Source organism: Thiothrix lacustris DSM 21227 (assembly GCF_000621325.1).
Taxonomy (GTDB): Bacteria; Pseudomonadota; Gammaproteobacteria; order Thiotrichales; family Thiotrichaceae; genus Thiothrix; species Thiothrix lacustris.
Genome location: NZ_JHYQ01000019.1, coordinates 17,853 through 38,083 on the forward strand (window position 1 = coordinate 17,853; position 20,231 = coordinate 38,083).

At 49.6% G+C, this 20,231-nt stretch carries 21 protein-coding genes; all 21 read left to right on the top strand.

The features are described from left to right. Positions 1–31 precede the first annotated feature (31 nt). The 21 genes from rplK (at position 32) to rpsQ (ending at position 20,224) form a co-directional block, all read left to right on the top strand. On the top strand, positions 32–463 hold the full coding sequence (rplK, locus tag Q394_RS0110095) for a 50S ribosomal protein L11 (RefSeq protein WP_028489184.1): 432 nt from the start codon (positions 32–34) through the stop codon (positions 461–463). A gap of 1 nt (position 464) precedes the next feature. After that, positions 465–1,160 carry a 50S ribosomal protein L1 gene (gene rplA, locus Q394_RS0110100; protein ID WP_028489185.1) on the top strand — a complete coding sequence of 232 codons (696 nt, stop codon included), beginning with the start codon at positions 465–467 and terminating at the stop codon, positions 1,158–1,160. A gap of 266 nt (positions 1,161–1,426) precedes the next feature. Next, positions 1,427–1,945 carry a 50S ribosomal protein L10 gene (gene rplJ, locus Q394_RS0110105; RefSeq protein WP_028489186.1) on the top strand — a complete coding sequence of 173 codons (519 nt, stop codon included), beginning with the start codon at positions 1,427–1,429 and terminating at the stop codon, positions 1,943–1,945. Positions 1,946–1,973: 28 nt separating this feature from the next. Next, a complete protein-coding gene (rplL, locus tag Q394_RS0110110; protein ID WP_028489187.1) occupies positions 1,974–2,348 on the top strand; it encodes a 50S ribosomal protein L7/L12 in 375 nt (124 codons plus the stop codon). A gap of 156 nt (positions 2,349–2,504) precedes the next feature. Beyond that, positions 2,505–6,590, top strand: coding sequence for a DNA-directed RNA polymerase subunit beta (gene rpoB, locus Q394_RS0110115; protein ID WP_028489188.1), 4,086 nt, complete (start codon positions 2,505–2,507; stop codon positions 6,588–6,590). 17 nt (positions 6,591–6,607) lie between these two features. Continuing rightward, positions 6,608–10,795 carry a DNA-directed RNA polymerase subunit beta' gene (gene rpoC, locus Q394_RS0110120; RefSeq protein WP_028489189.1) on the top strand — a complete coding sequence of 1,396 codons (4,188 nt, stop codon included), beginning with the start codon at positions 6,608–6,610 and terminating at the stop codon, positions 10,793–10,795. Positions 10,796–10,970: 175 nt separating this feature from the next. Continuing rightward, on the top strand, positions 10,971–11,345 hold the full coding sequence (rpsL, locus tag Q394_RS0110125) for a 30S ribosomal protein S12 (protein WP_028489190.1): 375 nt from the start codon (positions 10,971–10,973) through the stop codon (positions 11,343–11,345). 20 nt (positions 11,346–11,365) lie between these two features. Continuing rightward, the gene (gene rpsG, locus Q394_RS0110130; RefSeq protein ID WP_028489191.1) at positions 11,366–11,836 is read left to right on the top strand and encodes a 30S ribosomal protein S7; all 471 of its coding nucleotides are present in this window, start codon (positions 11,366–11,368) and stop codon (positions 11,834–11,836) included. Positions 11,837–11,854: 18 nt separating this feature from the next. Beyond that, positions 11,855–13,960 carry an elongation factor G gene (fusA, locus tag Q394_RS0110135; protein ID WP_028489192.1) on the top strand — a complete coding sequence of 702 codons (2,106 nt, stop codon included), beginning with the start codon at positions 11,855–11,857 and terminating at the stop codon, positions 13,958–13,960. Between the two features lie 2 nt (positions 13,961–13,962). Beyond that, positions 13,963–15,153, top strand: coding sequence for an elongation factor Tu (tuf, locus tag Q394_RS0110140; RefSeq protein WP_028489193.1), 1,191 nt, complete (start codon positions 13,963–13,965; stop codon positions 15,151–15,153). Positions 15,154–15,158: 5 nt separating this feature from the next. Next, positions 15,159–15,470, top strand: a complete 312-nt coding sequence (gene rpsJ, locus Q394_RS0110145; RefSeq protein WP_028489194.1) for a 30S ribosomal protein S10 — start codon at positions 15,159–15,161, stop codon at positions 15,468–15,470. Between the two features lie 140 nt (positions 15,471–15,610). Continuing rightward, positions 15,611–16,243, top strand: coding sequence for a 50S ribosomal protein L3 (rplC, locus tag Q394_RS0110150; RefSeq protein ID WP_028489195.1), 633 nt, complete (start codon positions 15,611–15,613; stop codon positions 16,241–16,243). 11 nt (positions 16,244–16,254) lie between these two features. After that, complete coding sequence (rplD, locus tag Q394_RS0110155; RefSeq protein WP_028489196.1) at positions 16,255–16,857, top strand: 50S ribosomal protein L4; 603 nt, start codon at positions 16,255–16,257, stop codon at positions 16,855–16,857. Then, a complete protein-coding gene (gene rplW / locus Q394_RS0110160; RefSeq protein WP_028489197.1) occupies positions 16,854–17,147 on the top strand; it encodes a 50S ribosomal protein L23 in 294 nt (97 codons plus the stop codon). Before rplD ends, rplW begins: the two co-directional genes overlap by 4 nt. A gap of 14 nt (positions 17,148–17,161) precedes the next feature. Continuing rightward, on the top strand, positions 17,162–17,989 hold the full coding sequence (gene rplB / locus Q394_RS0110165) for a 50S ribosomal protein L2 (protein WP_028489198.1): 828 nt from the start codon (positions 17,162–17,164) through the stop codon (positions 17,987–17,989). 12 nt (positions 17,990–18,001) lie between these two features. Beyond that, on the top strand, positions 18,002–18,274 hold the full coding sequence (gene rpsS, locus Q394_RS0110170) for a 30S ribosomal protein S19 (RefSeq protein WP_028489199.1): 273 nt from the start codon (positions 18,002–18,004) through the stop codon (positions 18,272–18,274). Positions 18,275–18,283: 9 nt separating this feature from the next. Continuing rightward, positions 18,284–18,616, top strand: coding sequence for a 50S ribosomal protein L22 (rplV, locus tag Q394_RS0110175; protein ID WP_028489200.1), 333 nt, complete (start codon positions 18,284–18,286; stop codon positions 18,614–18,616). A gap of 8 nt (positions 18,617–18,624) precedes the next feature. Then, positions 18,625–19,323, top strand: a complete 699-nt coding sequence (gene rpsC, locus Q394_RS0110180; protein WP_028489201.1) for a 30S ribosomal protein S3 — start codon at positions 18,625–18,627, stop codon at positions 19,321–19,323. 12 nt (positions 19,324–19,335) lie between these two features. Further along, positions 19,336–19,749 carry a 50S ribosomal protein L16 gene (rplP, locus tag Q394_RS0110185; protein WP_028489202.1) on the top strand — a complete coding sequence of 138 codons (414 nt, stop codon included), beginning with the start codon at positions 19,336–19,338 and terminating at the stop codon, positions 19,747–19,749. Beyond that, positions 19,749–19,946, top strand: coding sequence for a 50S ribosomal protein L29 (gene rpmC / locus Q394_RS0110190; protein ID WP_028489203.1), 198 nt, complete (start codon positions 19,749–19,751; stop codon positions 19,944–19,946). Before rplP ends, rpmC begins: the two co-directional genes overlap by 1 nt. An 8-nt stretch (positions 19,947–19,954) precedes the next feature. After that, positions 19,955–20,224 (top strand): 30S ribosomal protein S17, encoded by a 270-nt coding sequence (gene rpsQ, locus Q394_RS0110195; protein WP_028489204.1) that lies wholly within the window; start codon positions 19,955–19,957, stop codon positions 20,222–20,224. Positions 20,225–20,231: the final 7 nt, after the last annotated feature.

Genomic DNA, 20,231 nt, shown 5'->3' on the forward strand with positions numbered 1-20,231 from the left:
AAGGCGTTATTACCCATTATAGGAAAATATCATGGCAAAGAAAGTCATCGCATTTATCAAGCTGCAAGTTCCAGCTGGTAAAGCAAATCCAAGTCCACCAATTGGTCCAGCTTTGGGGCAGCGCGGTCTAAATATCATGGAGTTCTGCAAGGCATTTAATGCTGCAACGCAAAACCTTGAAGTGGGCCTGCCTACACCTGTTGTGATTACTGCGTACAGCGATAAGAGCTTTACGTTTGTGATGAAAACCACACCTGCTTCCGTATTGCTAAAAAAAGCAGTTGGTATTAAGTCTGGTAGTGCTAAGCCGAATAGCAACAAAGTTGGTAAAGTCACTGTTGCCCAACTGGAAGAAATCGCCAAAGCGAAAACCCCGGATTTGACTGCTGCCAGTATGGAAGCTGCAATCCGCACTATCGCCGGTACTGCCCGTAGTATGGGTCTTGAAGTGGAGGGGATGTAAGATGGCAAAGCTGACTAAACGCCAAAAGGCAACTGCTGAAAAAATCGATCGTACTAAAGCTTATGCTGTTGCAGATGCACTCGATACATTGAAATCTCTGCCACGTGCAAAGTTTCTGGAAAGTGTTGATGTGAGCTTCAACCTCGGTGTTGATCCACGTAAATCTGATCAGGTAGTTCGTGGTTCTACTGTATTGCCAAATGGCAACGGTAAAACAGTCCGTGTTGCAGTATTTGCACAAGGTGCAAACGCTGAAGCGGCGACTGCTGCAGGTGCAGACATCGTTGGTTTTGACGACCTCGCGGCTGAAATCAAAGCAGGCAAAATGGATTTTGACGTGGTTATCGCCAGTCCAGATGCCATGCGTGTTGTTGGTCAACTGGGTCAAATTCTCGGTCCACGTGGTTTGATGCCTAACCCTAAAGTTGGCACTGTAACCCCTGATGTGGCTGGTGCTGTTCGTAATGCTAAAGCTGGTCAAGTACGTTACCGTACAGATAAAGGTGGTATCATCCATTGCTCTATCGGTAATGTTGATTTTGATACTGACAAGCTGGTTGGCAATATCAATGCACTGGTGGCAGATTTGGTTAAAATGAAGCCATCTACATCTAAAGGTGTTTACCTGAAGAAAATTTCTGTATCCACTACCATGGGTGCTGGTTTGACAGTCGATAACGCCTCGCTGTCTTACTAATGGATTGGGGCAGATTATGCCCCATTCTCCCGTTCTCAAGGAAGAGAACTGCCATGAGGCAAAAAGATATACAGGACGTATGTCGTCAGAGACCGTAGGTGCTTCACTCGAAGCTTAATGGTTCTGCATTCAATGTAGAGAACCTGCGCAGATGGCGTTCCCCGAGTCAGTAAGATGGTTTGGGACGCTGTTTCCTTCGCAAACTGGACGTTTCCAGTAAGTGATCGATAAATGGTGGAATATCCGCCAAACCAGGAGTAGATAACGTGGCATTAACACTGCAAGAGAAAAAAGAGATCGTCTCTGAAGTGGCCGCAGTTGCTGCAAGTGCTTATTCTGCGGTAGCTGCTGAGTACCGTGGATTGACCGTAGCTCAACTCACTACGTTGCGTCAAAACGCACGTAAGAATGGGGTGTACCTGCGCGTCGTGAAGAATAATCTGGCGAAAATCGCTGTTAAAGATACTGCTTTCGAGTGTATCCAAGACGGTTTAGTTGGTCCGTTGGTATTGGCGTTTTCTCAGGAAGACCCAGGTTCAGCGGCACGCCTGATTAAAGACTTCAAGAAAGACAAAGCCCATGACAAGATGGAAGTAAAATTCGTCGCTATCGACGGAAAAATGCTGCCAGCTTCTGAATTGGATCGTCTGGCGAAATTACCAACCCGTGATCAGGCACTGGCCACCTTGGCTGCTGTCCTGCGTGCACCGTTGGATAAATTCGCTCGCACTCTTGCTGCATTGCGTGACCAAAAAGCTGAAGCCGCTGGCGTTAGCTTGGATTAATTACTGATTTAGGTTTTGGAGAATCAAAATGGCTTGTACTAAAGAAGATATGTTGGAAACGTTTGCCAACATGACAGTGACTGAAATCGTTGATCTGATTTCAGCAATTGAAGAAAAGTTTGGCGTAACGGCTGCTGTTGCTGTTGCTGGCCCTGCTGCTGCTGGTGAAGCTGCTGCTGTAGTTGAAGAGCAAACTGAATTCAACGTTGTTATGACTAGCTTCGGTGCTAACAAAATCAATGTTATCAAAGTTGTTCGTGGCGCAACTGGCCTGGGCTTGAAAGAAGCGAAGGACATGGTTGAAGGTGTTCCTTCTGTTGTGAAAGAAGCAGCAAGTAAGGACGACGCAGCAAAATTGAAGAAAGAACTGGAAGACGCAGGCGCAACTGTCGAACTCAAGTAATATTGAGGACGAGTTTGTTGAGCTGCAATTAGTTCTTACATACTTTGTAGGCTGACAGCGCATTTAGTGTTGTCGGCCTTTTCTTGCTTGTTAGTGGCAAGTGAAAAATCCGGCGGTGTCGAGAGCCGGGGTTCTGATTCCAGAAGAGGAAAGACGATGGGACTGAGTTATACCGAAAAGAAACGGATCCGCAAAGATTTTGGTAAGCGACCGCACATACTGGATGTGCCTAACTTGCTTACCATTCAGTTAGACTCCTATCGACATTTCCTGCAATTGGAAAAGCCAGTTGCAGAGCGCCGCGAAGTTGGTCTGCATGCGGCTTTTTCATCCGTATTTCCTATTGTTAGCTATAACAATTATGTTGCTTTGGAATACGCAGATTATCGTCTGGCGGAGCCTGTCTTTGATGTACAGGAATGCCAGTTGCGTGGGTTGACGTTTGCTACCTCCCTACGTGTAAAATTGCGTTTGGTTATCTATGATAAAGATGCTCCTGCTGATGCTAAGGTAGTCAAGGCTATTAAAGAGCAGGATGTTTATCTCGGCGAGTTGCCGTTGATGACTGACAAAGGTACCTTCATTATCAACGGGACTGAGCGTGTTATCGTTTCTCAGTTGCACCGTTCGCCCGGCGTGTTCTTTGAGCATGACAAGGGTAAATCCAACTCGGCAGGCAAGTTGTTGCACAGTGCGCGGGTTATTCCTTACCGTGGCTCTTGGTTAGACTTCGAGTTTGACCCTAAAGATTCTATTTTTGTGCGTATCGATCGTCGTCGTAAACTTCCTTCGACTATTCTGTTACGTGCATTGGGTATGCAGAACGAAGGCATCTTGGATGTATTCTTCGATAAAACGGCTGTTCATTTGAGTGATGACAGTGTTGAAATGGCACTGGTTCCAGAGCGTTTGCGTGGTGAGCTGGCCTCATTCGATATTATGCTAGATGGTCAGGTGTTGGTAGAAACCGGACGTCGAATTACCGCCAAGCACATCCGCCAACTGGAAAAATCTGGTTTGAGCAAGCTGGTTGTGCCTAGCGAATACATGCATGGCAAGATTCTGGCGCATAATATTATTGACTCGTCCACGGGTGAATTACTGGCCTCTGCTAATGACGAAATTACTGAAGCAGTATTAGAAAAGCTACGTGATAACAGCATTACTGAGTTTAGTATTCTCTACACTAATGAGTTAGATCGCGGTCCATTCGTCTCCAATACGTTGAGAATTGATCCTAGTACTAGCCAGCTCGAAGCGCAAATCGAAATTTATCGCATGATGCGCCCTGGTGAGCCACCAACAAAAGAAGCAGCTGAAAACCTGTTTAATAACCTGTTCTTTGTTGATGACCGTTATGACCTTTCGGGTGTTGGGCGGATGAAGTTCAACCGTCGTTTAGGCCGCGAGGAAGCTACTGGTTCGGGTGTGCTGAATCAGGATGATATTCTGGAAGTTCTCAAAAAATTGATCGACATCCGTGACGGCCGTGACGATGTGGATGACATTGACCACCTCGGCAACCGCCGGGTACGTAGCGTCGGTGAGATGGCTGAAAACGCTTTCCGTGTTGGCTTGGTGCGTGTTGAGCGGGCAGTCAAAGAACGTTTGACGATGGCGGAAAGCGAAGGACTGATGCCTCAAGAGCTGGTTAACTCCAAGCCGGTTTCAGCTGCAATCAAGGAATTCTTTGGTTCCAGCCAGTTGTCCCAGTTCATGGACCAAAACAACCCGCTGTCGGAAGTGACCCACAAACGCCGTATTTCTGCATTGGGACCAGGCGGTTTGACTCGTGAACGTGCAGGCTTCGAGGTACGTGACGTACATCCAACCCACTACGGTCGTGTGTGCCCGATTGAAACGCCGGAAGGCCCGAACATCGGTCTGATCAACTCTCTGGCTGTGTATGCGCGTACCAATGACTACGGTTTCTTGGAAACACCATACCGTAAGGTTATTGATAGCAAGCCTACGATGCAGATTGATTATCTATCAGCGATTGAGGAATCCAACTACGTCATCGCGCAGGCGAGTGCGGAGCTGGATGAGCATGGCGCGTTGTCTGATGAATTCGTCTCTTGCCGTCACCGTAATGAATTTACTTTGAAGCAGGCGACTGAAGTTCAGTACATGGACGTGTCGCCCAAGCAGATCGTGTCGGTAGCTGCTTCCCTGATCCCATTCTTGGAGCACGATGACGCGAACCGCGCTTTGATGGGTTCCAACATGCAACGTCAGGCAGTACCTTGCTTGCGTGCTGACAAGCCCTTGTCTGGTACGGGGATGGAGCGTGCAGTTGCACAGGATTCCGGTTCCGCCGTATCAGCACGTCGTGGCGGGATCATTGATTCCGTGGATGCCGGGCGTATCGTGGTGCGTGTCAATGATGATGAGGCGGATGAACAGCGCGGTGGTGTTGATATTTACGGCCTGATCAAATACACCCGTTCCAATCAGAATACCTGCATCAACCAACGTCCGATTGTGAAGGTAGGTGACATCGTAGCGCGTGGCGACGTGTTGGCCGATGGCTCTTCTACCGACCTCGGTGAATTGGCGTTGGGGCAGAATATGTTCATCGCTTTCATGCCGTGGAATGGTTATAACTACGAAGACTCGATTTTGCTGTCTGAGCGCGTGGTGGATGAAGACCGTTACACCTCAATCCACATTGAGGAAATGTCTTGCTTGGCACGTGATACCAAGCTGGGGCCGGAAGAAATTACGGCGGATATTCCCAACGTCAGTGAAAGCCTGCTGGCTAAGCTGGACGAGTGCGGGATTATCCACGTTGGGGCGGAAGTAAAGCCAGGCGATATTCTGGTCGGTAAGGTTACGCCAAAAGGCGAAAGCCAATTGACCCCGGAAGAGAAGCTGTTGCGTGCGATCTTTGGTGAAAAAGCCTCAGACGTGAAAGACACTTCTTTGCGTGTGTCTACCGGCATGACGGGTACGGTTATTGACGTGCGCGTGTTTACACGTGATGGCGTCGAGCGTGATGCCCGTGCCTTGGCGATTCAGGAAGAAGACCTGAAGAAAGTCCGTAAAGACTTGCGTGATGAATTGCGTATTTACGAAGCGGATATTTTCGATCGTTTTGCGAAACTGGTCACTGGTAAAGAAGCGCTGGGTGGTCCTAATCGCCTGACCTCCGGTACGGTCGTCACCGAGTCTTATCTGGATAATCTGGAGAAAAAAGACTGGTTTGCCATCCGTATGCAGGATGAGGATGTCAATCTGCAACTGGAGTCGCTTGCCAACCAGATTGACGAAAAGAAAAAGCACTACGAAACCCGTTTGCATAAGCAACGTGACAAGCTCATGGCAGGTGATGACCTCGCGCCGGGCGTGCTGAAAATGGTCAAGGTGTACATCGCAGTTAAGCGCCGGATGCAGCCGGGTGACAAGATGGCAGGTCGTCACGGTAACAAGGGTGTGGTTTCACGCATTGTTCCGGTAGAAGACATGCCATACCTTGCCAATGGCCAGACGGTCGACATCGTGTTGAACCCATTGGGCGTTCCTTCACGGATGAATGTTGGTCAGGTACTGGAAACCCATTTAGGTTGGGCTGCGAAAGGTTTGGGTGAGAAAATTGCCCGCATGATTGACACCAAGGCGAAAGTTGATGAGCTGCGTCAGTTTATCAGCGAGATTTACGCTACTGGTGGTAATCCCAATCAGGATCACATGATTGCGGATCTCACCGATGTTGAAGTAGTAACGTTGGCTAATAACCTGCGTAAAGGCGTGCCAATGGCTACGCAGGTATTTGACGGTGCTGACGAAGCGGAAATCAAAGCCATGTTGCGCTTGGCTGACTTGCCAGAAAGCGGTCAAACCCAATTGTGTGATGGGCGTACCGGCGATATGTTTGAGCGTAAGGTAACGGTTGGTTACATGCACATGCTCAAACTCAACCACTTGGTCGATGACAAAATGCACGCCCGCTCGACTGGCCCTTACAGCCTTGTTACCCAGCAGCCGTTGGGTGGTAAAGCGCAGTTTGGTGGTCAGCGTTTCGGGGAGATGGAAGTTTGGGCGCTGGAAGCTTACGGCGCGGCTTACACCTTGCAAGAAATGCTCACGGTCAAGTCGGATGACGTCAACGGTCGTAACAAGATGTACAAAAACATCGTGGACGGCGACCACTTCATGGAAGCCAGTATGCCTGAGTCCTTCAATGTATTGATGAAGGAAATCCGCTCACTTGGTTTGAATATTGAACTGGAACGGGACTAACACAGGATTGATTGGCGATGAAAGATTTATTGAATTTCCACAAAAAAGAGCAGGAAACCCAAGAGTTTGATGCAATCAAAGTTGGCTTGGCTTCCCCTGAAGTTATCCGTTCGTGGTCTTTTGGCGAAGTCAAAAAGCCGGAAACGATCAACTACCGTACTTTCAAGCCTGAACGTGACGGCTTGTTCTGCGCCAAGATCTTTGGCCCGGTCAAAGACTATGAGTGCTTGTGTGGTAAATACAAACGCCTGAAGCACCGTGGTGTTGTCTGCGAAAAATGCGGCGTTGAAGTGACCCAGACCAAGGTGCGTCGTGACCGTATGGGGCATATTGACCTCGCTAGCCCGGTTGCGCACATCTGGTTCCTGAAGTCTCTGCCATCCCGTATTGGTTTGCTGTTGGATATGACGCTGCGTGACATTGAGCGCATCCTCTATTTCGAGACCTTCGTGGTCACTGAGCCGGGCATGACAACGCTAGAGCGTGGTCAGTTGCTGAGTGATGAAGCCTATTTGGAAGCGATTGAAGAATTCGGCGACGAATTTGAAGCGGCAATGGGCGCAGAAGCTGTATTGGAACTGCTGCGCTCTACCGATCTCAAGGAAGAAGTCGCGCGGATGCGTGAAGAAATCGCTGAGACAGGTTCCGAAACCAAGCTGAAGCGCTTGGGCAAGCGTTTGAAACTGATGGAGTCATTCATCAACTCTGGCAATAAGCCAGAATGGATGATCATGACGGTGCTGCCAGTACTGCCGCCTGATTTGCGTCCATTGGTTCCGTTGGATGGTGGTCGTTTCGCGACTTCCGACTTGAACGATTTGTATCGCCGCGTTATCAACCGTAATAACCGTTTGAAGCGTTTGCTGGAGCTGAATGCCCCGGACATCATCGTGCGCAACGAAAAGCGTATGTTGCAAGAGTCTGTGGATGCGCTGCTCGATAACGGTCGTCGTGGTCGTGCGATTACGGGTTCTAACAAGCGTCCGCTGAAATCCTTGTCTGACATGATCAAAGGTAAGCAAGGCCGTTTCCGTCAGAACTTGTTGGGTAAACGTGTCGACTATTCTGGTCGTTCGGTTATCGTGGTTGGCCCTGCGTTGCGTTTGCATCAGTGCGGTCTGCCCAAGAAAATGGCGTTGGAACTGTTCAAGCCGTTCATTTTCGGCAAGCTGCAACGCCGTGGTCTGGCGACTACTATCAAGGCAGCCAAGAAATTGGTTGAGCGCGAAACCGCAGAAGTTTGGGATATCCTTGCTGAGGTTATTCGTGAGCATCCGGTCATGCTCAACCGCGCACCTACTTTGCACCGTTTGGGGATTCAGGCATTTGAGCCTACCCTGATCGAAGGTAAGGCGATCCAGTTGCACCCGCTGGTATGTTCCGCATTCAACGCGGACTTCGACGGCGACCAGATGGCGGTACACGTACCGTTGTCACTGGAAGCACAGTTGGAAGCGCGTACCCTGATGATGGCGACTAACAACGTCCTGTCACCGGCGAACGGCGAGCCGATCATTGTGCCTTCTCAGGATATCGTTCTGGGTCTGTACTACATGACCCGCGATGCCATCAATGCGAAAGGCGAGGGCATGATCTTTGCCGATCCGCTGGAAGTGCAACGTGCCTATGATACCGGCAATGTTTCGCTGCACGCCAAAGTGAAAGTGCGCATTACCGATAGCATCAAGGATGAAGACGGCGAGTTCATCAAGCGTACCCGTGTACTGGATACCACTGTTGGCCGTGCCTTGTTGACTAGCATCATGCCGGAAGGCCTGCCGTTTGAACTTTTCAATACTGTATTGAAGAAAAAGGCGATTTCCAAGCTGATCAATGAATCCTACCGTCGCGTGGGCTTGAAAGCTGCTGTCGTATTTGCTGACCAGTTGATGTATACCGGCTACCGTTATGCAACCCGTGCGGGCGTTTCGTTCTGTGCGGATGACATGATGATCCCGGAAAAGAAAGTTGAGTTGCTGGCAGAAGCGGAAGAAGCTGTGCTGGAAATTCAAAAGCAGTTTTCCAGCGGTTTGGTAACACAAGGCGAACGTTACAACAAGGTCGTTGACATCTGGGCGAGCACCAATGAAAAAGTCGCGAAAGCGATGATGGAAAAAATTGGTAAGCAGGAAGTCATTGATGCGGAAGGTAACTTGGTTTACCAAGAATCTTTCAACTCCATTTACATGATGGCGGATTCCGGGGCGCGGGGTTCCGCTGCGCAGATTCGTCAGTTGGCGGGGATGCGTGGCTTGATGGCAAAACCGGATGGTTCCATCATCGAAACACCAATTACCTCAAACTTCCGTGAAGGCTTGAACGTCCTCCAGTACTTTATCTCGACGCATGGTGCGCGGAAAGGCTTGGCGGATACTGCACTCAAAACCGCGAACTCTGGTTACTTGACACGGCGTCTGGTCGACGTGGCACAGGATATGGTTGTTACCATTGATGATTGTGGCACGGTCAAAGGCATCAAGATGCGTCCGATCATCGAAGGTGGTGACGTGGTGGAGGCATTGGCTGAGCGCGTGCTCGGTCGTGTGGTGGCGCAAGACGTTACCCGTGGCGACGAAGTATTGCTTCCGGCCGGTACGTTCCTTGATGAGGCGTGGGTCAAGCAGATTGATGCATTGGCGATTGATGAAATCGTGGTGCGTTCCGCAATTACCTGCGAAACCCGCTACGGTGTTTGCAAGCATTGCTACGGGCGCGATCTGGCGCGTGGGCATTTGGTTGGCAAGGGTGAGGCTGTCGGGGTTATTGCGGCGCAATCCATCGGTGAGCCGGGAACCCAGTTGACCATGCGTACCTTCCATATCGGTGGTGCGGCGAGCCGGTCAGCGGCAGAAAACAGCATCGCAGTTAAATCCGGTGGTCAGGTTCACCTGCTGAACGTCAAAACTGTCCGTAACAAAGATGGCAAGCTGGTCGTGGTTTCCCGTTCCGGTGAACTGGGCGTGGTCGATACCAGCGGGCGTGACAAAGAACGTTATAAGCTGACTTACGGTGCGATCCTCTCGGTTGAGCATTACGGCGAAGTGCAAGCAGGCCAAGAAGTGGCGACGTGGGATCCACATACCCATCCGATCATTTCTGAGGTAGCGGGTCAGGTCAGTTTCAGTGACTTCATTGATAACGTGACCGTTCAGACCAAAGTGGATGAAATGACAGGTTTGTCTTCCATTGAGGTTATGGACCCGAAAAACCGTCCTGCGGCGGGTCGTGAATTGCGTCCAACAGTACGTTTGTTGGATGAGCGTGGCGACAGCGTGTTCTTTGAAGGCACCAAAATTCCGGTGCAATACCCATTGCCAGCCGGTGCGATCGTTAGCTCCACGAATGGTGCAACGGTACAGGTTGGTGAGGTTGTGGCGCGTTTGCCGCAAGCGTCTTCCAAGACCCGTGACATCACGGGTGGTTTGCCACGGGTTGCTGACTTGTTTGAGGCACGTAAGCCGAAAGACGGGGCGATTCTGGCAGAAAAAACCGGTACGATTTCCTTCGGCAAGGAAACCAAGGGTAAGCAGCGCGTGATCATCACCGGTGAAGACGGTGAGCATTACGAAGAGCTGATTCCCAAGTGGCGTAATCTGGATGTGTTTGAGGGTGAAAAACTCAACCGTGGTGAGGTTATCGCTGATGGTGAGCCTAACCCGCATGACATCCTGCGTTTGCTGGGTGCTACCGCGCTGGCAGAATACCAAGCCAAGGAGATTCAGGATGTTTACCGTCTGCAAGGCGTAAAGATCAATGACAAACACATCGAAGTCATTGTGCGTCAGATGATGCGCAAGGTTGAGGTGATTGATCCGGGTGATAGCAAATTCCTGCGTGGTGAGCAAGCCGACTACTGGCGTGTGGTAAACACAAACAAAGAGCTGGAAGCAGAAGGCAAGCTCAGAATCGTCTATGAGCGCCTGCTGATGGGGATTACCAAGGCATCCTTGGTGACGGACTCCTTTGTGTCTGCGGCGTCCTTCCAGGAGACTACACGCGTCCTGACAGAGGCTGCGGTGCGTGGTGCTCGTGACGAGTTGCGTGGTTTGAAAGAAAACGTCATTGTTGGACGCCTGATTCCGGCAGGTACGGGTCTGGCCTACCACGATGACCGTCGTAGCCAGCGTAATGAATTTACGTATGAGCGTCCTGCGCCAACCGAAACGATCAGTTTTGGTGAGCCGATGGACATGGATTCTGATTGATTGCTCAATCAGGTTTCCGATTTAACTGACTGATCGGGAAAACTTCCTTGACAGGAGTCTTCCCGATCCCTAAAATCTGGCGTCCTTAAACAGACCGATTTTCGGTCTATTGTTTTTATGGGGACAAGGCAAGCCAGGCAGGTTCCTTAGTGATTCCAGGAGATAATTTCAGGATATGGCAACAGTAAACCAGTTGGTGCGTAAGCCGCGCCAAAGCAAAGTAGAAAAGAGTAAGGTGCCAGCGTTGGAGGCTTGTCCACAACGTCGCGGTGTTTGTACCCGTGTTTATACAACCACGCCAAAGAAGCCGAACTCCGCTATGCGTAAGGTTGCTCGTGTGCGTCTGACCAATGGCTTTGAAGTCACCAGTTATATCGGTGGTGAAGGCCATAACCTCCAGGAACACTCGGTTGTACTGATTCGCGGCGGTCGTGTAAAAGACCTTCCGGGTGTCCGTTACCATACGGTTCGCGGTAGTCTGGATACGCAGGGTGTTAAAAACCGTAAGCAGGCCCGTTCTAAATACGGCACTAAGCGTCCCAAGAAATAATTGATTGCGAGTATTGAGTCATGCCTAGAAGAAGAGAAGTCCCCAAACGCCTTGTGCTGCCGGATCCAAAGTTCGGAAGTCAGTTGTTGACTAAATTCATGAATGCCATTATGCAAGATGGTAAAAAGTCTGCTGCCGAGAAAATCATTTACGGCGCGTTGTCTGAAATCTCCGGCAAGAAAGGCGGTGACGGTATTGAAGTGTTGGAATATGCACTGGATAACGTTCGTCCTGCAGTAGAAGTTAAGTCTCGTCGTGTCGGTGGCGCAACTTATCAGGTGCCTGTTGAGGTTCGTCCTTCTCGTCAAAATGCGCTGGCTATGCGTTGGTTGATTGATGCAGCTCGTAAACGTGGTGAGAAATCCATGGCACGTAAGCTGGCTGGCGAATTGATGGATGCTTCTGAAAAGCGTGGTACTGCTGTGAAAAAACGTGAAGACGTGCATCGCATGGCAGAAGCTAACAAAGCATTCGCTCACTTCCGCTGGTAATGATAAGAGTGATTATCAGTGGCACGTAGCACTCCTATTGAGCAGTACCGTAATATCGGCATCATGGCACATATTGATGCGGGTAAAACAACTGCGACTGAGCGCATCCTGTTTTATACGGGTGTGTCTCACAAGATCGGGGAAGTGCATGATGGCGCTGCCACCATGGATTGGATGGAGCAAGAGCGTGAGCGTGGTATTACTATTACCTCCGCTGCTACTACATGTTTCTGGTCGGGGATGGACAATCAATTCCCGCTACATCGCATCAATATTATCGACACGCCTGGACACGTAGACTTCACGATTGAAGTGGAGCGTTCTTTGCGAGTGTTGGATGGTGCCATGTTTGTGCTGTGTGCCGTTGGTGGTGTGCAGCCACAGTCCGAAACAGTTTGGCGACAAGCCAATAAGTATCATGTGCCACGCATGGCCTTCGTCAATAAAATGGATCGTTCTGGTGCAAACTTTTTGCGCGTTTACGAGCAGTTGAAGGCTAAGCTAAATGCCAATCCTGTGCCACTGCAATTGCCGATTGGCGCGGAAGAGCATTTTGCTGGCGTTGTCGACCTGATTCGCATGAAAGCGATTATGTGGAATGAGGCTGACAAGGGTGTAACCTATGAGGCCGTCGATATTCCGGCTGATATGGTGGCGTCTTGTCAGGAATGGCGCGAGAAAATGGTGGAAGCTGCGGCTGAAGCCGATGATGTGTTGATGAATAAATACCTTGAAGAAGGTGATTTGTCGACCGAAGAGATTGTTGCTGGCTTGCGTAAGCGCACCATTAACCTTGAAATTGTTCCGATGACCTGTGGTTCTGCCTTTAAGAATAAAGGTGTTCAGGCTGCGTTGGATAAAATTGTGGAGTTGATGCCTTCTCCTCTAGATGTGCCTGCTATTAAAGGACATCTGGATGATAAAGATGAAACCCAAGCAGAGCGTCATGCGAGTGATGATGAGCCGTTTGCAGCATTAGCTTTCAAGATTGCAACTGATCCTTTTGTAGGAACGTTGACGTTCTTTCGGGTGTATTCTGGCGTATTGACTTCTCAAAGTGCGGTATATAACCCCGTGAAAGGGAAGCGTGAACGTATTGGACGTTTGGTGCAGATGCATTCTAATGCACGCGAAGATATTGATGAAGTTCGGGCGGGTGATATTGCAGCCGCTGTCGGGCTAAAAGATGTGACGACTGGCGAGACACTGTGTGACATGAAGCATGTCATTACGCTGGAAAAAATGGATTTTCCTGAGCCAGTGATCGCAGTTGCTGTTGAGCCGAAATCTCAGGCTGACCAAGAGCGTATGGGTGTCGCGCTGAGTAAGCTCGCGCAGGAAGACCCTTCTTTTCGGGTGCGAACTGACGAAGAGACTGGGCAGACCATTATCGCGGGCATGGGTGAATTGCACCTTGAAATTATTGTTGATCGGATGCTGCGCGAGTTCAAAGTCAACTGTAATGTAGGTGCGCCGCAAGTGGCTTACCGTGAAACTATCCGTCAATCGGTCGAAGTTGAGGGTAAGTTTATCCGTCAGTCTGGTGGTCGCGGGCAATACGGACACGTTTGGCTGCGGCTTGAGCCACTGGGTGAAGCCGAAGGCTACAAATTCGAGAATGCTCTTGTGGGTGGTGTTGTGCCGAAAGAATTCGTGCCAGCCGTTGACAAAGGTGTGCAGGAACAAATGGGTAACGGCGTATTGGTCGGTTTCCCGCTGGTTGATATGAAAGTAACTTTATTTGATGGTTCTTATCATGATGTCGACTCCAGCGAAATGGCATTTAAGATTGCTGGCTCTATGGCGCTCAGGCAGGGCGTTATGGAGGCCAAGCCGGCTTTGTTGGAGCCGGTAATGAAAGTTGAAGTAACTACCCCTGAAGAGCATATGGGTGATGTTATTGGTGATCTAAACAGGCGTCGTGGCGTCATTCAGGGAATGGATGAGGAAAGCGGTAGCCTGGTAGTGCGAGCGGAAGTGCCTTTGGGTGAAATGTTTGGTTACGCAACCGATTTGCGTTCTGCAACCCAAGGACGTGCTGCTTATAGCATGGAATTTATACGATATTCGGAAGCGCCAGCACTTGTAACGCAGGCGGTTATAAAAAAAGTGAAGGGTGAGTAACGATGGCAAAAAGTAAATTTGAGCGTAATAAAACGCACGTAAACGTAGGTACAATCGGCCACGTTGACCACGGTAAAACTACATTGACGGCAGCGCTGACGGTCGTGCAGTCGAAGAAATTTGGCGGTGAGTCAAAAGCTTATGACCAGATTGATGCGGCTCCTGAAGAAAAAGCGCGTGGTATCACCATTTCCACTGCTCACGTTGAGTATGAATCTGATACCCGCCACTACGCACACGTTGACTGCCCAGGTCATGCTGACTATGTTAAAAACATGATCACAGGTGCGGCACAGATGGATGGTGCAATTTTGGTTTGCTCCGCTGCTGACGGCCCAATGCCACAGACGCGCGAACACATCCTGTTGTCACGTCAGGTTGGTGTCCCTTATGTCGTAGTGTACATGAATAAGTGTGACTTGGTTGATGATGAAGAGTTGTTAGAGCTGGTTGAAATGGAGCTGCGTGAACTGCTGTCCAGCTATGACTTCCCTGGCGATGATACGCCAATCATCAAGGGTTCTGCCCGTATGGCACTGGAAGGTGATGAGTCTGATATCGGTGTGCCATCCATTGGTCGTCTAATCGAAGCGATTGATACCTTCATTCCAGATCCGGTTCGTGCAGTTGATGGCACCTTCCTGATGCCTGTGGAAGATGTATTCTCCATCTCCGGTCGTGGTACTGTTGTAACTGGTCGTATCGAGCGTGGCGTGGTTAAGGTGGGTGAAACCATCGAAATCGTCGGTATTCGTGCGACTCAAACGACTACGGTTACAGGTGTTGAAATGTTCCGTAAGCTGCTCGACCAAGGTATGGCGGGTGATAACGTAGGTTTGTTGCTGCGTGGCACTAAGCGTGATGATGTGGAGCGTGGCCAGGTACTATGTAAGCCAGGCTCCATCAAGCCACATACGACCTTCGAGGCAGAAGTTTATGTTCTGTCCAAGGATGAGGGTGGTCGTCATACGCCATTCTTCAAGGGCTATCGCCCACAGTTTTATTTCCGTACGACTGACGTAACTGGTGCTTGTGAGCTGCCAGAGGGCGTTGAGATGGTTATGCCGGGCGACAACGTTAAGTTGGTTGTTACCCTGATTAACCCAATTGCGATGGAAGACGGTCTGCGTTTTGCGATCCGTGAGGGTGGCCGTACTGTCGGCGCCGGTGTTGTTGCTAAAATTATTGAGTAATAGTTATGTCTGATCAAAGAATCCGTATTCGCCTGAAAGCATTCGATCATCGTCTGATTGACCGTTCTGCGACTGAAATTGTCGAGACAGCCAAGCGGACGGGTGCGCGCGTTAAAGGGCCTATCCCTTTGCCTACACGCATAGAGCGTTACACTATTCTGGTTTCCCCGCACGTTGATAAAGACGCGCGTGACCAGTATGAGATCCGTACTTACAAGCGTTTGATGGATATTATTGATCCGACAGACAAAACTGTAGACGCCCTGATGAAGCTGGATCTGGCTGCTGGCGTTGATGTACAAATCAAGCTTAACTGATTTGTAAAAAAGTTCATGGACGGCAGAAGATTTTCTGCTATAATGCGCGGCTTTCCACGGCTCGACTTAAGTCGAGCCGAGTTTTTCTAGAAGTATAGAATGAAAGTTGCTCGGTGTGAGTAATTCGAAGAGGTGTGCAAATGGCTATCGGTCTGCTGGGTCGCAAAGTAGGTATGACCCGGATATACGGTGAAGATGGAGGCTCGACCCCTGTCACTGTGCTTGAGATTGCGGCGAACCGTGTATCACAAGTCAAGACGGTAGAAACGGATGGCTACAATGCCATTCAGTTGTCTACAGGTGAGAAAAAATCTTCCCGCGTTTCCAAGTCGGAAGCTGGTCATTTTGCCAAGGCTGGCGTGCCTGCTGGTACTTGTGTTCGTGAGTCGCGCATTGAAGATGCGTCGGGTTATGATCTGGGTGCTGAACTTGCAGTAAGCATGTTTGAAGCAGGTCAAATGGTCGATGTGAGTGGGATGAGCAAAGGTAAAGGCTTTGCTGGTGTTCTGAAGCGTCACCATTTTGCTGGTCAAGACCGCACGCATGGTAACTCTTTGTCGCACCGGGTTCCGGGTTCCATTGGTCAGAACCAAACGCCAGGCCGGGTATTTCCAGGCAAAAAAATGGCTGGTCATATGGGTGCTGTACAGCGTACTGCCCAGAATCTGGAAGTGGTACGTGTAGACGCTGAGCGCAATCTGTTGCTGGTTAAGGGTGCTGTTCCAGGCGCTACTAACGGCGATGTGGTTGTCAAGCTGTCGGTCAAGGCATAAAGGTGGCAGCAATGGAATTACAGATTGCAAATGGTGGTTCAGTCGCGGTAAGCGATGACGTTTTTGCACGCGAATTTAATGAAGGTCTGGTGCATCAGGCGGTTGTTGCTTATATGGCAGCAGGTCGTGCTGGTACTAAAGCGCAAAAGACTCGTGCTGATGTTAGCGGTGGTGGTGCAAAGCCTTTTAAGCAGAAAGGTACCGGTCGTGCTCGTGCGGGTAGTATCCGTAGCCCACTGTGGCGTACAGGTGGTAAGTCTTTTGCGGCACGTCCTCGTGACTTCACGCAGAAACTGAACAAGAAAATGTACCGAGCAGCAATGCGGGCGATTTTTTCTGAGCTGGTGCGTCAAGAGCGTTTCGTGGTGGTTGACTCTTTCAATATTGAAGAGCCTAAAACTAAATTGATGCTGGCAAAGTTGAAAGAGTATGGCTCAAACGACGTATTGCTAGTGTCTGATGTGGATGATGTGAATGTGCTGCTGGCAGCTCGCAACATCCCTTACTGTGAAGTCGCCACGGTAGCTGGTTTGAATCCAGTTAGCCTGGTTGGTCATCAGAAGGTTATTGTAACCACTGGTGCAGTAAGTAAGATTCAGGAGTGGCTGGCATGAGTATGGAACGTCTCTATCATGTTTTGGTTGCGCCGCGTGTGACAGAAAAAACTGTCCGTGCTTCTGAAAAAGCGAACCAGTACGTGTTTAAGGTTGCCAAAACAGCAACCAAACAAGAAATCAAAGATGCTGTCGAGACTTTATTTGAAGTCAAAGTTGATAAGGTTCGTACCATCAACATGAAAGGCAAGCAGAAGAACTTTGGGCGTCGTGGCGGTCAGCGCAACGACTGGAAAAAGGCTTATATTAGCCTGTCCGAAGGTTTCTCTCTGGATGCGGCAGCGGAATAAGGCAAGGGTGAATCATGGCAGTCGTTAAGGCAAAACCAACCTCCCCAGGGCGTCGCTTCCAGGTCAAGGTTGTTAACAAAGAATTACACAAGGGCGAACCTTGTAAGAGCTTGTTGGAAAACAAGCGTAAGAGCGGTGGTCGTAATAACACTGGTCGCATTACTGTTCGTCATGTGGGTGGTGGTCATCGCCAACACTATCGTATCATCGACTTCAAACGTCGTAAGGATGATATTCCAGCGCGTGTTGAACGTTTAGAATATGACCCGAATCGTAGTGCTAATATTGCATTACTCCTGTATGCTGATGGTGAGCGTCGTTATATTATCGCTCCTAAAGGCTTGAGTGCAGGTGCTAGTGTTACTTCCGGTGTTCATGCTCCTATTGCTGCCGGCAATTGTTTGCCGATGCGTAATATTCCTGTTGGTAGTGTAATCCACTGTATTGAAATGAAAGTAGGCAAGGGCGCTCAGTTAGTGCGTAGTGCTGGTGCTTCTGCTCAGTTGGTGGCTCGTGAAGGGGCTTATGCTACTATCCGTCTGCGTTCAGGCGAAATGCGTAAAGTACCTGTTGATTGTCGCGCAACAATTGGCGAGGTTGGCAACTCTGAGCATGGCTTGATCAAGTTGGGTAAAGCAGGTGCTAAGCGCTGGCGTGGTATCCGTCCTACTGTCCGCGGTGTAGTCATGAACCCGGTAGACCATCCACACGGTGGTGGTGAAGGTCGTACTTCTGGTGGTCGTCACCCTGTTACTCCTTGGGGTGTTCCAACCAAGGGTTACAAGACTCGTAGCAACAAACGCACTGACAATATGATTGTCCGTCGCCGGAACAAAAAGTAAGAGGATTAAACAGTGCCACGTTCACTCAAAAAAGGTCCTTTCGTTGACCACCACCTGATGAAGAAGATCGAAACTGCTAAAGCAGCCAATGATCGTCGTCCAATCAAAACATGGTCACGCCGCTCCATGATTCTACCGGAATTTATCGGTTTGACCGTGGCTGTGCATAATGGCAAGCAGCATGTTCCGGTGCTGGTTAATGAAAATATGGTAGGCCATAAGCTGGGTGAGTTTGCACTGACCCGTTCTTACCGTGGTCACGTTGCCGACAAGAAGTCGAAGTAAGAGGTAGAAATGGAAGTTGCAGCACATTTGCGTTTTGCGCGTATTTCTCCTCAGAAATGCCGATTGGTCGCTGATCAGATTCGTGGGCTACCGGTGGACAAGGCACTGAATATTCTGGCATTCAGCCCGAAAAAAGGTGCTGGGATGCTGAAAAAAGTTCTGGAATCCGCGATTGCTAACGCTGAGCATAATGATGGTGCCGATGTTGATGAATTATGCATTAAACGCGTATTTGTTGATCAGGGTCCAACCATGAAGCGTATCATGCCGCGTGCTAAAGGTCGGGCTAACCGAATCCTGAAGCGCACCAGTCACATTACCGTCGCTGTAGGCGAGAAGTAAGGTTTAGTATGGGTCAGAAAGTACATCCAACCGGTATCCGTCTTGGTATCGCTACTGATTGGCGTTCCAAGTGGTACGCTGAAGGCAAGGACTATGCCGATTTCCTGTTTAAGGATCTCGAAGTCCGCACATTCTTGAAAAAGAAGCTTAAAGAAGCCTCTGTTAGTCGCATTCAGATTGAGCGCCCTGCAAAGTCCGCTTTTATCACTATTCACACTGCCCGTCCGGGTGTCGTGATAGGTAAGAAAGGCGAGGATATTGAGAAGCTGCGTGCAGAAACAGCTCAAAAGCTGGGTTTGCATGTGAATAACGTGAAGCTGAATATCGAAGAAATTCGTAAGCCTGAATTGGATTCTCAGTTAGTTGCTGAAAGTATTGCTAGTCAGCTTGAACGCCGCATCATGTTTCGCCGTGCTGCCAAGCGCGCAGTTGCAAATGCAATGCGTTTGGGTGCATTAGGTATCAAAGTCTGCGTGGCAGGGCGTTTAAACGGTGCGGAAATTGCACGAACGGAGTTTTTCCGTGAGGGTCGTGTGCCTCTCCATACGCTGCGTGCTGATATTGACTATGCAACTGCGGAAGCTCTCACCACCTATGGTATCATCGGTGTGAAAGTTTGGATCTACAAGGGCGAAGTCTTCGACCTGGAACAGAAACAGCAATCTAGCCAAAGCCAGAACCAAGGCCAAGGCAGAAAGAAGAAGTGATAGAGGTTTGAGATGTTACAACCCAAGAGAACCAAATTCCGCAAACAAATGAAAGGCCGCAATCGCGGTCTGGCATTGGCGGGCAGCAAAGTCAGCTTCGGCGACTTCGGGCTGAAAACAGTAGAGCGTGGTCGTTTGACTGCACGTCAAATTGAATCAGCACGTCGTGCAATTAACCGTTATGTACGTCGTGGCGGTAAAATCTGGATTCGCGTGTTCCCGGACAAGCCAATCAGCAAAAAGCCGTTGGAAGTTCGTCAAGGTAAAGGTAAAGGGAACGTTGAATACTGGGTGGCACTGGTTCAGCCCGGCAAGGTTCTCTATGAAATTGAAGGTGTGGCAGAAGAGATTGCACGTGAGGCGTTCCGCCTTGCATCAGCAAAACTGCCGGTTAAGACTACATTTGTTTCTCGTCAGGTGATGTGATGAACGCAGCAGAACTTAAGCAAAAATCAGCTACCGAGCTTAAATCCGAGCTGATGGAAAACCTGAAAGAGCAGTTCAAGCTGCGTATGCAAAAAGCCGCTGGCCAGTTATCACGTCCTTCCGAAGTGAAGCGTGTGCGTCGTCAGATTGCCCGTATCAAGACAGTGCTTGCACAAAAGCAAGTGGCAGGTGAATAACGATGAGCATGAGCGAAGAAACAAAAGTCGAACGCAGCCTAATGGGGCGTGTAGTCAGTAATAAAATGGATAAGTCAATTGTGGTGCTGATGGAACGTCAGGTCAAGCACCCCATGTACGGCAAATTCATCAAGCGTTCTAAAAAATACCATGTTCACGACGAAAACAATGAATGTCGTGAAGGTGATACCGTAACGTTCAAGGAATGCCGTCCTTTGTCAAAGACAAAGCACTGGACCTTGATCAAAGTTGTTGAACGCGCCCCAGGCCAAGCATAAGGGACGG

Bases quoted from the DNA above. Each gene is read 5' to 3' on its own strand.
- rpmC (WP_028489203.1), top strand. From the start codon at position 19,749: ATGAACGCAGCAGAACTTAAGCAAAAATCAGCTACCGAGCTTAAATCC.
- rplP (WP_028489202.1), top strand. From the start codon at position 19,336: ATGTTACAACCCAAGAGAACCAAATTCCGCAAACAAATGAAAGGCCGC.
- rplV (WP_028489200.1), top strand. From the start codon at position 18,284: ATGGAAGTTGCAGCACATTTGCGTTTTGCGCGTATTTCTCCTCAGAAA.
- rplD (WP_028489196.1), top strand. From the start codon at position 16,255: ATGGAATTACAGATTGCAAATGGTGGTTCAGTCGCGGTAAGCGATGAC.
- rpsG (WP_028489191.1), top strand. From the start codon at position 11,366: ATGCCTAGAAGAAGAGAAGTCCCCAAACGCCTTGTGCTGCCGGATCCA.
- rplC (WP_028489195.1), top strand. From the start codon at position 15,611: ATGGCTATCGGTCTGCTGGGTCGCAAAGTAGGTATGACCCGGATATAC.
- rpsL (WP_028489190.1), top strand. From the start codon at position 10,971: ATGGCAACAGTAAACCAGTTGGTGCGTAAGCCGCGCCAAAGCAAAGTA.
- rplA (WP_028489185.1), top strand. From the start codon at position 465: ATGGCAAAGCTGACTAAACGCCAAAAGGCAACTGCTGAAAAAATCGAT.
- tuf (WP_028489193.1), top strand. From the start codon at position 13,963: ATGGCAAAAAGTAAATTTGAGCGTAATAAAACGCACGTAAACGTAGGT.
- rplB (WP_028489198.1), top strand. From the start codon at position 17,162: ATGGCAGTCGTTAAGGCAAAACCAACCTCCCCAGGGCGTCGCTTCCAG.
- rplL (WP_028489187.1), top strand. From the start codon at position 1,974: ATGGCTTGTACTAAAGAAGATATGTTGGAAACGTTTGCCAACATGACA.
- rplW (WP_028489197.1), top strand. From the start codon at position 16,854: ATGAGTATGGAACGTCTCTATCATGTTTTGGTTGCGCCGCGTGTGACA.
- rpsC (WP_028489201.1), top strand. From the start codon at position 18,625: ATGGGTCAGAAAGTACATCCAACCGGTATCCGTCTTGGTATCGCTACT.
- rpsJ (WP_028489194.1), top strand. From the start codon at position 15,159: ATGTCTGATCAAAGAATCCGTATTCGCCTGAAAGCATTCGATCATCGT.
- rplK (WP_028489184.1), top strand. From the start codon at position 32: ATGGCAAAGAAAGTCATCGCATTTATCAAGCTGCAAGTTCCAGCTGGT.
- rpoB (WP_028489188.1), top strand. From the start codon at position 2,505: ATGGGACTGAGTTATACCGAAAAGAAACGGATCCGCAAAGATTTTGGT.
- rpsQ (WP_028489204.1), top strand. From the start codon at position 19,955: ATGAGCGAAGAAACAAAAGTCGAACGCAGCCTAATGGGGCGTGTAGTC.
- rpoC (WP_028489189.1), top strand. From the start codon at position 6,608: ATGAAAGATTTATTGAATTTCCACAAAAAAGAGCAGGAAACCCAAGAG.